Consider the following 12385-nt stretch of genomic DNA (forward strand, 5'->3'; position numbering starts at 1 on the left):
GCCCAACGGAGCTCTACTACAAGAGCTCCACCACCACAGGACAATGATCGGAATGCATAGCATCTGAAAGATGATAAGCCTGAGCAATTCTATTTTCAAGCGGCTTAGATACCATATTGTAGTCAATACGCCATCCTAGATTTCTAGAGCGTGCCCCCGCTCGGTAACTCCACCAAGAATAATGATGCGGATCTGTATTCAGATGTCTAAAAGAATCTATATAACCAGAATTTATAAAGTTTTCCATCCACTCTCGCTCCTCAGGTAAGAAACCGGATGAATTGGCATTGGATTTTGGATTGTGGATATCTATAGCTCTATGGCAAATATTATAATCTCCACACACAATCAAATTAGGATTAGTTTTTAGAAGCTCATCACTGTAGCGCTGAAAATCTGCTAAAAATTGATATTTAAATGTCTGACGAACGTCACCTGTGGTTCCGGAAGGGAAGTAAGTACTCATCACCGAAACGTCCTCAAAATCAGCACGAATCACCCTTCCTTCAAAATCGTACAACTCATGACCACACCCATACTCCACATGTTTAGGTGAAATCCTTGTGAAAATTGCCGTACCACTATAACCCTTTTTCTGTGCAGGATACCAGTAGTGTTCATACCCCATCTCTTCCATCAATACAATTTCAGGTATCAAATCCGGAGTCGCTTTAATCTCTTGGAGACAGACCACATCTGCATTGGTGTCTTTCAACCACTCCAACCACCCTTTTCTTAGCGCCGCACGGAGCCCATTCACATTATAGGTAACGATTTTCATTATAATAATCTGTTTTTCATCTGCAATGAAGTGATTATGAAAGTATCTGTACACAGATACAAAAGGCCTTTCATAATGATTTCATTATAATAATCTGTTTTTCATCTGCAATGAAGTAATCTTGAGAATATTTAGAGGACGGTAATCCCAAAGTTCGGAACGTATCGAGCCCACCACAGCACTAATAATGTGGTGATGAGAAAATATCAAAAAACCGAGTGATAAAATCGTTCTTAGCTTCTAATCCTTGCTGTTCTCTCTCCAAGTTGAGCGCCTCTCTTCGGGTTAACTGCTTCATATACATTTTTACATCCTCGATAGGTCGGTCTTGTTTATCCGTTTTGACCTGTGCTATTTCATCTACCACCTCAATACCGCTTAGCAATTCACCAAAAACGGTATAATTTCCGTCTAAATGTGGAGTTCCCCCGACCGTTGTGTACATCTTACGTTGAGCCTCTGAAAACTTTCGACCCTTCATCTTAAATTGTTCAAGGCTATCTAACGCTTCATTAGTAAAAACTCGCCCCTCAACCAAATAGAACTGCGACCCTGAAGATGCTTTGGCAGGATTATTATCCCGCGCCGCGCCAATAGTGCCTTTTTTATGGAACAATGTATCTTGGATTTCAGCATTAACGGTATAGCTGGGCCCTCCCTCACCCAGTGCCTGCCCTTGAACGGCATGCTTGGAGTCAGGATCTCCTCCTTGTACCATAAAATGATTGATGACCCGATGAAACAAAAGGCTATCATAATACCCTTCACGCACGAGCTTGACAAAATTGTCACGATGCTGAGGTGTAGCATTGTACAATTTTAATAGACAGGAGCCCTTATCAGTGGTAATCGTAATGTATTTAAATACAGGTGTCTTGGCCAAAACCGACACGCTTAAAAGCACAGCACAGCACAGCAGCGTTATTCGTTTCATCATGAATTTTGTTTTAGATAACTTCCATTTCCTGGAAATAATCCACGATTAAGGATTTAATAATCAATTCTTGCTCTAGCAATGTATAGTTCGGAATAGGTTTGATTAACTCCCAATGTGGCCAACCGTCTTGATCGGTTCCTTTGAGTTCATAAAATCCCATTGCACTAAATAGTTTGCAAGTAGCAATGTGCATCAATTCTTCTTTCTCTCTTTTAGAAAATTGTTGCGCACCTTTTCCCAACTCTTGAACACCTATTAAAAACAGCATGACCTTGATATCCGGCATCTCCATATCAAAATTTTCGGCGATTTTTACTTGCAGTTCTGTCCAACTTTTATTTACCTGCCTAGCGTTCATAAGTTCAAAAGTAAAAAATAAAACGTAAAATAATTCATTAACGCAACTCTTCAATCAATTCCAAACAGCGCTTCTCCACCATCTTATATACTGGATCGAATAATTTGGCGTCGAAATAAGGATCTGGCACAAACGAACCCGGAATAAAAAGGGTGACTTTTTCTCGTTGTACGTCTGTCGTAGCCTGTGCAATCACATCCTTGTAGTTCTGCTCATCCATTACAAATATACGGTCATAGTATTCGAAAAAATCAGTATGGAAGTGCTGAGCACGTTGCTGACTGATATCCACTCCATATTTGGATGCTACTGTAATAGAACGATGATCAGGAGCATGACCAATATGCCAATCTCCTGTTCCTGCTGAATCAATTTCCCAATCAAGGCTATGCTTTTGAGCTAGATGTTGAAGTATACCATGAGCCAAGGGCGACCTACAGATATTCCCCAAGCAAACCATTAAAATTTTCATTGTGTTACAATTCTTTTTATTAACATATAGGTACCTACTTTAGGTACGACATTTTCTATGCTATCAGTCGGATACTCAGTCCATTTTTCTGATGAGCAACATCCTCTTTGCTGGCTTTCCACACGACAAAGCTTACATATTTCGTAAATAGCCGTACTAGATGCAAAGCCAATGCCGCTAAAAATACAATAAAGTATGTTATCTTAATGTAATTTATAAATTATGCCATTTTTCGCTAAATTTACATTTTTTATTCATGAGGTCCTTCCAAACGACACTATGCTAAAACACTTCTTTAAATTTTTCTTACTGTTAGCGATTTTCATCTCTAACGATGCACAAGCACAATTTACAATTGTAGAAGATTTTAGAAATCAACCCTCCAGCAATATTATAAAAGGTGACAATGCGATATTTACGTCAGGCAACATCGATCCTGTGGGAGCCGGTTGGCTCAGACTGACACCTGCTGCTACCAAAAATTCGAATGGCTCCTATAGTATTTTAAAAAATCAGAAAGGATATGTGTATATCAACAAATCCTTTCCCTCTTCCCTTGGTCTTTTAGTAGATTTTGAATACAAAGCTTGGCGAGAAGCTGAAGAAAGCTACAAAGGAGGGGACGGCTTTTCCGTATTTCTCTTTGATGCATCCACTCCTTCTTTTTCTTTAGGAGGCTACGGAGGTTCGCTTGGCTACGCCGCCTTCCAAGCCAATAGCACCACCTACACCTATGGTCTCTCAGGCGGATATCTGGGAATAGGCTTTGATGCTTACGGCAATTTTGCAAAGGGTAATGAAGGCAGAAAAGGTGGGCTACGCTACAATGGGACGACCTACACAGGTGATTATGTAGCGTCAAACGGAGATGATGGGTTGGGAGGTCGCGTACCTCAGTCTATTATCATGAGGGGAAAGACAACCAATAACCAATCTACTACCACAGCATTCCTTGCCGGCAAGCGCCTAACTTCATTTGCTATTGACTATCCAAGCACAACGAATACAAGACCGACTGATAATAGCTACTACAGAAGGGTGCAGCTCAAATTGCAACCCATCAAAGAAGGCAGCAATGCTGGCAAATACAACTTGGAAATCTTTGTTAAAACCAGTCCTACCGGAAACTTCGTCCGAGAAGTACAGTATATCACTACCGAAGTGCCCCCGGCGTTGATGAAAATAGGATTTGCTGCTTCAACTGGTGGTGCTGTCAACAATCATGAAATCCGAAACTTGGTCATCACAACACCTGGCAACCTACGCGTGACGAAAACAGCAAACGTAGATTATTTGAAAACCTCTACTGGCAACAATATTGTAACCTATTACATCGATGTCAACAATGATACACCAGCTTCACTCAGCAACATACTCTTTGAAGATAAATTGACAGATGCGCAGGGAGTACTTATCCCAGCAGGCACCTTTCAAATCAATCAGGTGACCACTTCCGGTTTTTCCAACAATCCTACCCTCTCGCACAATGGGTACAATACCCTGAATGGCAACCTCGCTCTTCAAGCAAACAGTACAGGTAGGATTACAGTAAGAGGTACTCTGCTAAAAGTGACCAATGGCAACTATCTCAAAAATACAGCAACGGTCGCTAACAACGATATAACGGATGAGGATTTGGACAACAACACATCTGTTGTGACACTACCCGTCTTTAACGAAGGAATCGACGTCACCATAGAGGGAACAACCAATACCAATTGCATAGATTTAACGAATGGCAATGTCTACACCATACAGGCTAAAAATGTGGGGAGTGACCCCTTCACCTTGACAGCTGCATCCCCATTTCCTACGACAAGGCTACACGTACAAGTCCCCATCCCTGCCAATGGTACTTTCGCCGCTATTAGCAATATAGGTTGGGAATTGGCGGCGGATTCTGTAAAAAATGGTATCCGTTACAAAAATTATTTTAGCACCAACGCAACGACACTTCAGGCCGGAGCGTATTACGGCTCTAACCCTATCACCTATGCAATAAAATTACCAAGTAACTATAGCAGTCCTACTTATACAAACAGTCCGAAAGTGGCACTGCTCACTAGACAGAATGCCGGCAGTACATCCACCGTCAAAGAAAGCAACAACAGCACTGCGGCCAGTAACAACATCATACATATCGTCACGACGATAACCCCGGATGCTCCAGAATTAGCAGAACAGAATTTTATCTATTGCCACAACAGTGTAGCGACACCACTATCGGCGACTACAAGCAATGGCAATACGCTCCAATGGTACCAAGATATCAATAGCGTCCCTTCTAATACAGCTATTACTCCGAGCACTGATGTCATCGGCACGCGGACCTATTATGTTTCCCAAAGCAATAGCAATGGATGCGAAAGCCCTAAAGTACCCATCAAAGTGACCGTAATGGCACAACCAAGCGGTGGTGAAATCACCACAGCAAAAACACGGCTATGCATTAATCAAGCCCCCACCAGCATAGAGTCAAAACTAGCCGAAAACAACCCACAATTTCAATACTCTTGGGAGGTATCAACTGACGGGGGGAACACCTGGAATAATATCAACGCCACTTCAGTCAACTATCAACCACCGGTACTCACGAAGTCTGCCCAATATAGACGGATAACCACCAACACCGTATCAATAGATGGAAAAACTCATTCCTGTATGGCAACTTCAAATATCATTTCCTATACAGTAGTGGTGTGTGGAGCAATCACGAACCCTATGCTACGGTCCCGTGCAAAATAGTACTATCAAAAAAAGGGCTGTCATTTCTTGACAGCCCTTTTACTTTTCATCGCAGAGCGATTAGAATTCTATTGGGACATTTAGCATCACGGTGCTGCCTTTTTCTGGCACGCCTTTGATACGAATCATATTACGATCTATATTTTCTAACGCAGATTCTATGTCATCTACATTGTTCACAGGCTTGCCATTTATCTCTGTGATGACAAGACCTTTCTCGACACCAAAGTATTCGAAAAGACCTCCTCTATTGACTTGGGTTACCACAACACCTGAATTAACGCCTAAATCTTTCTTGCGAGCGGCCGAAGCTGGGACAAAACCTGCTCCTAGCTTATTATATATCTCGGTCGCACTTTGGCTTGCTTTTGAGCCTGCAACCTTAGATTCCTCTTCGCCTTTCAAAGTGACACTGACATTACGTTCCTTGCCAGCTGATTTCACGGTCAAGTTGACTTTATCGCCTGGGCGTAAACGTGCCACACGCTCTTGAAGGTCAGAAGATGAGTAGATGGTCTTTCCTTCGATTTTGGTAATCAAATCTCCCGCTTTGATACCGGCCTCTTTTGCCGCACCGTTGGGCACTACATCTTGTACATACAGTCCATTCAAATCATCAATTCCTTTTTCTTTTGCCAAAGCCGCATTTACTTCAGTAAACGTAACACCGATCAATCCTCTTTTTACCGACCCAAATTTCACAAAATCATCCATGATTTTTTTCATCAGGTTGACAGGGATAGCAAAGCCGTATCCTGCATACACACCTGTAGGTGATGCAATGGCAGAATTGATACCAATTAACTCGCCACGTGCATTTACCAACGCTCCACCACTATTTCCTCTGTTGATGACCGCATCCGTTTGGATAAAGGATTCAATAGCTGTATTGATAATCGGCTCCTGAGACTGTCCGTATCCACGTGGATTCCCTTGCTGATTTTGCGATTCACCCAAGATACCAATTTGACGACCTTTCGCACTCACGATACCTGCAGTCACAGTCGATTGCAGACTCAATGGATATCCAACGGCTAGTACCCACTCTCCTATCTGTACGTCATCAGAATTACCTAATTTTACAATAGGAAGTTTCGTTGCATTAACTTTCAATAGCGCCAAGTCCGTATTAGCGTCACGTCCGATAACTTTTGCCTCAAACGTACGCTTATCCGTTAACTGTACTTCAATTTTATCTGCATCCTCCACGACATGGTTATTGGTGACAATATATCCATCATCCGAGATGATAACACCCGAACCTGATGCTTGCTGTGGGCCTCTTGGCTGAGCACGACGTCCCTGCGGCATCCCGAAGAATTCCTCAAACATATCAAATGGTGATCCCGAGTCGCCACCCCTAGAAGCCTTACTATTATATGTTGTACGAATGTGAACAACACCTGGTGATACTGCAGCCGCAGCTTGGGTAAAATCAGGATTACCTGTTGATGCCATTACCTCGCCTGTAGCATTGTTTGCATAATACACTTTTTGCCTCTCTTCGAAAGACATGTTTTCATAACGTTGGTTTTCGAAAAGTTTATAACCTCCAATTGCAATGGCTCCCCCAAATGCAGCGGTCATTAATGTTAAACCAATTTTTTTCATATTATTTTTCATCCTCTCTATTTGTTTTTGTTGATCTATTGTCTATTTTAAATTAAATCAATGAGATCGCTCTACTAAGTTTAATGGTGATAAAGCTTTATCACTTTTTGGTAATTTCTCCTATTGGGTTCACCCCGATATCGAAACCACGCTATCTTAAAAGCACCTCATCAGTTGTTAATTCTAAAAATTACAATAATGGTCAATTTTAAATTGTATATTCAAATGTAATACCAATAGTCAGCTGTTATGAACTCATGTCAGTTAAAAAATGTTAAGTATTGGGTTTATAAAGGCTATTTTAACAAGATTTAACGAATTCGCAAAACTTTGTAACAAGAATATTAAATTTGCATTATATTTTCAGCCCAATGTCAGAACAAATGAAATTTTCCAAATATCAAGGAGCAGGTAACGATTTTATTCTTATCGACAATCGAAAAGGTGCTTTTGACGCTCAAAATGAGGCTTTAGTGAAAAAGTTATGCGATAGAAAATTCGGAATCGGAGCCGACGGTTTGATGCTGCTTCAAGATACGAAAAATTTCGATTTTGAAATGGTTTACTTTAATGCTGATGGACGGGAAGGGAGTATGTGCGGCAATGGAGGGCGTTGTATTGTAGCCTTTGCTAGGGATTTAGGCATAATTTCCAAAAAAACTGACTTTTTGGCAGTAGATGGTCCACATCATGCTGACATAGAAAACGAACAAGTTAACCTTCAAATGATTGATGTCGATCACATTAGTAAAGATGGCGCTGCTTACGTTCTCCACACCGGATCACCCCACTATGTCCAACTGGTAGACCATCTTGCTGAGATGGATGTTTACAAGGATGGTCATACCATTCGCAACAATAATACCTATAGGGAAGCAGGTATCAATGTCAATTTTGTGGAAAAAGAAGATAATGGATACTTTGTCAGGACATTCGAACGGGGCGTCGAGGACGAAACATTGGCCTGTGGTACGGGAGCAACAGCCGCTGCAATTGCTATGGCTATAGAAGAAGAAAGAGAGGGTGAGGTCGAAATTCCGATTCGCGTATTGGGAGGGCAACTTTATATAAGCTTTTTAAAACATGGCAATAGCTTCAAGAATGTCCACCTAAAAGGTCCCGCTAACTATGTCTTTAACGGCGTAATCTGACCCAAAACCAAAATATTATCTATATAATAAATAGATATTTCCAAAAACACTCGGAAAGACCACAATAATCACTATATTAGAAACCTTTTTTAGTGATGAAAGGCCTATACATGCAGAAGACAAAAGATAAGCTAGCATACAAACTTGTATATTCTCTCGGGGAGCATCCATATCTGGGCTACCTAATAGAACCGCATATTGTATTCTTAAATGCCAATGGTAGTTATTCGCTCAAGTACAAGCGCGTCTTCAGCAATACAAGTGATGAATTTGAAGATGCCTTGGATGATACTGACCATAAGCTTATCAAATTACTGGATGAGACGGAGCAGACCCACGTCATCAAACGCTATCACAAAAAAGCAGTACGACCTGTTGATTTCTTTACGAAGATATTTGACAAGAAATTCTATGACTATATCCGCCCAAAACTAGACAACAAAATGTTGAAGGCACTTGAGCTTATCGGCGAACGCCCCTTATTCTTGATGAGTAAAGACGGATACCCTGCAGAACAACCCATTCATATCGCTCCTTACACAGCCTCCGTTCTCTTTCATTTTCGCAGAAATGAAGAGGAAACCCGCTACTTTCCAACCATCAAGTACGAAGGTAATAGGATTGAGTTTATGTTTAAAGATGCCCAAGTGGTCATCAATGAACAAGCTTGGCTATTATTGGGGGATACCTTATATCATTTTGACCAACCCGTAGAAGGGAAAAAATTAAGCCCATTTCTCAATAAAAGATACATTTCGGTAGCCAGGCCTACCGAGCGGAAATATTTCGAAACATTCGTCTGCGGATTGATTGAAAAATACCATGTCTATGCTGAAGGATTTGAAATCAAGACCTATCAGCATGAGGCAACACCTATTCTTAAATTGGTACATCTAGAGAGCCGATCGCAACTCCAACTGCTGTTTCAATATGGCCCATACCTCTTCGAGTCAGCTGGTGAGCATCGCATCACTGTACGCATGACATATGAAGAAGCCAACGATTTATATACGTTTCATCGAATCCGGAGGTCCCTGCCGTGGGAAGAAAAACAGCTCGCAAGATTGGAGGAATTCGGCTTGGAGAAGGTAGACAAATTGTTCAGCAATCTCGTGCCTGACGGTAAGCACGGGGGCGAAGCTAGCACATTAGAATGGATTTCAAAACATCAAGAACAACTTGTTAATGCTGGATTTCAGATTATCCAAGAAACATCATCCAAACGTTATTTCATTGGCAAAACCGTACTGGACATAGCCGTAGAAGAAGACAACGATTGGTTTGATATAAAAGCCATCGCTCGATTTGGACCTTACGAGATTCCTTTTATCCAGCTCCGCAATAATATCCTCAACAATATAAAAGAATTTGTCCTGCCCAATGGGGAGGTCGCTATCATTCCTGACGAATGGTTTGCCCAGTACCAGCATTTGTTTCATTTTTCCACACACAAGAATGAGCTAAAGCTCAACAAGGTACATATTGGTTTGCTAAATGACATCAGTGAACATACGGCGCTTACCTTCAGCCGTAAGCTTGAAAAGCTAGCTGATTTTGAAGAGATTGAAGATGTGGCTGAACCTAAAGCCTTTAAAGGCCAACTTCGCCATTATCAAAAAGCGGGTTACAATTGGTTTCATTTTCTACAATATTACCGTTTCGGCGGAGTGCTAGCAGATGACATGGGGCTTGGGAAAACAGTGCAGACGTTAGCGCTATTACAAAAACAAAAAGAAGACCTCCAGGGCTCAGATCAGGCACACACGTCCTTATTGGTGCTGCCCACGTCCCTCATCTATAACTGGCAAAAAGAGGCTTCTCGGTTTGCCCCTAAGCTTCGCCTATTGTTGCATACAGGGACCAACCGGGTCAAAGACAGCTTCTCGTTAAGTCATTTTGACCTCGTAATCACCACTTATGGTATTGTGCGTAGTGACGAACAGATGCTCGCAGGCTTCTATTTTAACTATATTATTTTGGATGAGAGCCAAAATATCAAAAACCCAACTTCCAAATCTTTCAAAGCGATTAAAAGCTTAAAAAGTAAGCACAAGCTCGCCCTTAGTGGTACACCGGTAGAAAACTCGGTATCTGACCTTTGGGCACAAATGCATTTTTCCAACCCCGGGCTTTTGGGTTCCTTCACCTATTTCCAAAAGGAATTTGTACAGCCTATTGAGAAAAAGAAAGATGAAGATCGCGCAAAAAAATTACAAACCATTGTCAAACCCTTTATTCTTAGACGGACGAAAGACCAGGTCGCCACGGAACTACCACCCAAAACCGAACAGATAATCTATTGTGAGATGACGGAAAATCAATCCGAATCTTACGAGAAAATAAAGTCAGAATATCGAAATGCACTTCTTAACGGTAGTTCTGAAGAAAAGGCCAAGAGTTCACAAATCACCTTGCTACAGGGTTTGACTAAGTTACGCCAGTTGGCCAATCATCCGAAGATGATCGACGAGGAATTCGTGGGACATTCTGGAAAATTCGACCTTGTATTAGAGACATTGGAATCTGTGCTTCCTGTTGGGAACAAAGTACTCATCTTCTCACAATTCGTGAAGCAATTGAGTATATTTAGGACCTATTTTGACGAGAAGAAGATTCCATATGCCTATCTGGATGGCTCTACAAAGAATCGCTCGGAAGCCGTAGCCGAATTCCAAAAGAACAAGGATACGAAGCTCTTCCTTATTTCTATAAAGGCTGGAGGGGTCGGTCTCAATCTTATCGAAGCTGACTATGTCTTTATTCTAGATCCTTGGTGGAATCCGGCGGTGGAACAACAAGCCGTAGACCGTTCGCACCGCATCGGTCAGACACGTAGCGTCTTCATCTATAAATTCATAACCAAAGATACCGTAGAAGAAAAAATATTGGCTATGCAAAATCGTAAACGAGGGATTGCACAGAGTCTAATCACCACGGAGGAAAGTTTCATCAAATCACTATCCCAAGACGATTTGCGAGAGTTACTCGGGTAAGTACACGACTTCTACTTTCCCACTCCTCGCTTATCAATAAAGGTAGTGGGCTTTCGGTTCAAGGGATTGAAAACTATCTTATGAAGATCTTCAAATCGTTCGACAATGATTCGTGGGGCTACACGTAGTTTTGCTCGAAAATGATCCTTGATTGTATTGAGAAAATCTTCGCTTACATCTTTTGTCGCTATTCGAATATTAATCTCGTCGGTTCCGATTTCATTATCGATGATTTCAATCAAATGCAATTCTAATTCAGGAAATGACGCTAAGAGGTCGTGCATCGCCGGAGGGTAGAGCGTGGTTCCCTTGTATTTAATCATATGCTGCTTGCGACCTTCAACCGGTCCTATTCGATAGGTAGACCTTCCACAGGAACATGTAGATACATGCTTACGGACCATATCTCCCGTTTTGAATCGTAGTAAAGGCAATGCTTCTACCCCTAATGTCGTAACGACCAGCTCACCTACTTGCCCATCTGGCACTGGATTACCGTCTTGACCTACGATTTCGGTAATAATCAGGTCGGGCTGTACATGCCCACCTTGAAATGCAACACATTCGGTAAATGCCGCTCCCATCTCTGTGGAGGCATATGTCGAAAAGAGTTCGATATCCCATTTTTCTTTTATACGACGGGTGAGGATCGCATCTTCTAATGTCCCAGTACGTAAAGATTCTCCTATACAAATGGCGGCTCTTACACTGCTATTCCGATAATCAATACCATTCTTCTCGGCGTATTCAATCAACTTGAGCAGAAAGGACGGCACTACAATTAGATATTTGGGATTATATTTCACTATCGAATCCCACTGCAGTTCGGGTATACCTGAGCCTACCCTAATGATACTCGCGCCTAATTTTCGAACACCTAGAAAATATGCCAGTCCAGCCATGAAGCGTCTGTCCATAGTGGTCATCAACTGTATGATATCTCCAGGTTGTACGCCTGCGCATTGAAACGATTTCATTTCATTATGGGCAAGCCGATCCAGATCCCCATCTGTCAGCCCAAAGGTTACGGGATCGCCTAGGGTACCTGATGTAGTGGTATAGTCTACTACCTTTGTCAGCGGTACACACAAAAACGCATCATTGCACCGCTGCAAGTCATCCTTGCTGGTAAACGGAATGCGCTCCAGGTCGTGGAGGGATTGGATATCTCCTACCTCTATCTGATTGTCTTTGAACAGCTTCTGATAAAATGGCGAGTGTTGTTGGAGATATAACAATTGTCCCTGCAAAAGATCTTCTTGATACCTCTGGATGGCTGTTAATGAATCGAATTCTATTGTTGGTTTCATTTCTTTTTCTTCGGTTGCTAATGGCGA

Annotated in this window: 9 protein-coding genes; 3 read left to right on the forward strand and 6 right to left on the reverse strand. The window is 41.9% G+C overall.

The window, feature by feature from the left end; genetic code table 11:
• Positions 1-16: 16 nt before the first annotated feature.
• From OQ289_RS20750 to OQ289_RS20765, 4 genes are all read right to left on the reverse strand, one after another.
• Positions 17-781, reverse strand: coding sequence for an exodeoxyribonuclease III (locus OQ289_RS20750; RefSeq protein WP_270088639.1), 765 nt, complete (start codon positions 779-781; stop codon positions 17-19).
• A 181-nt stretch (positions 782-962) separates the two neighbouring features.
• Positions 963-1718 (reverse strand): peptidylprolyl isomerase, encoded by a 756-nt coding sequence (locus OQ289_RS20755; RefSeq protein WP_270088640.1) that lies wholly within the window; start codon positions 1716-1718, stop codon positions 963-965.
• Between the two features lie 10 nt (positions 1719-1728).
• The gene (locus tag OQ289_RS20760; RefSeq protein WP_033565577.1) at positions 1729-2076 is read right to left on the reverse strand and encodes a hypothetical protein; all 348 of its coding nucleotides are present in this window, start codon (positions 2074-2076) and stop codon (positions 1729-1731) included.
• 37 nt (positions 2077-2113) lie between these two features.
• Complete coding sequence (locus OQ289_RS20765) at positions 2114-2548, reverse strand: low molecular weight protein-tyrosine-phosphatase (protein WP_270088641.1); 435 nt, start codon at positions 2546-2548, stop codon at positions 2114-2116.
• A gap of 279 nt (positions 2549-2827) precedes the next feature.
• On the opposite strand from OQ289_RS20765, the gene OQ289_RS20770 reads away from it, so the two are divergent.
• The gene (locus tag OQ289_RS20770; protein ID WP_270088642.1) at positions 2828-5293 is read left to right on the forward strand and encodes an Ig-like domain-containing protein; all 2466 of its coding nucleotides are present in this window, start codon (positions 2828-2830) and stop codon (positions 5291-5293) included.
• A 60-nt stretch (positions 5294-5353) separates the two neighbouring features.
• Here OQ289_RS20770 and OQ289_RS20775 read toward each other — a convergent pair whose 3' ends face one another.
• Positions 5354-6916 (reverse strand): Do family serine endopeptidase, encoded by a 1563-nt coding sequence (locus OQ289_RS20775; RefSeq protein WP_270088643.1) that lies wholly within the window; start codon positions 6914-6916, stop codon positions 5354-5356.
• 359 nt (positions 6917-7275) lie between these two features.
• On the opposite strand from OQ289_RS20775, the gene dapF reads away from it, so the two are divergent.
• Positions 7276-8055, forward strand: a complete 780-nt coding sequence (dapF, locus tag OQ289_RS20780; RefSeq protein ID WP_270088644.1) for a diaminopimelate epimerase — start codon at positions 7276-7278, stop codon at positions 8053-8055.
• 110 nt (positions 8056-8165) lie between these two features.
• The gene (locus OQ289_RS20785) at positions 8166-11048 is read left to right on the forward strand and encodes a DEAD/DEAH box helicase (protein WP_270088645.1); all 2883 of its coding nucleotides are present in this window, start codon (positions 8166-8168) and stop codon (positions 11046-11048) included.
• 11 nt (positions 11049-11059) lie between these two features.
• Here OQ289_RS20785 and OQ289_RS20790 read toward each other — a convergent pair whose 3' ends face one another.
• On the reverse strand, positions 11060-12358 hold the full coding sequence (locus tag OQ289_RS20790) for a phenylacetate--CoA ligase family protein (RefSeq protein ID WP_270088646.1): 1299 nt from the start codon (positions 12356-12358) through the stop codon (positions 11060-11062).
• Between the last annotated feature and the right edge of the window lie 27 nt (positions 12359-12385).

Origin of the sequence: Sphingobacterium sp. SYP-B4668, assembly GCF_027627455.1 — a bacterium.
Taxonomy (GTDB): Bacteria; Bacteroidota; Bacteroidia; order Sphingobacteriales; family Sphingobacteriaceae; genus Sphingobacterium.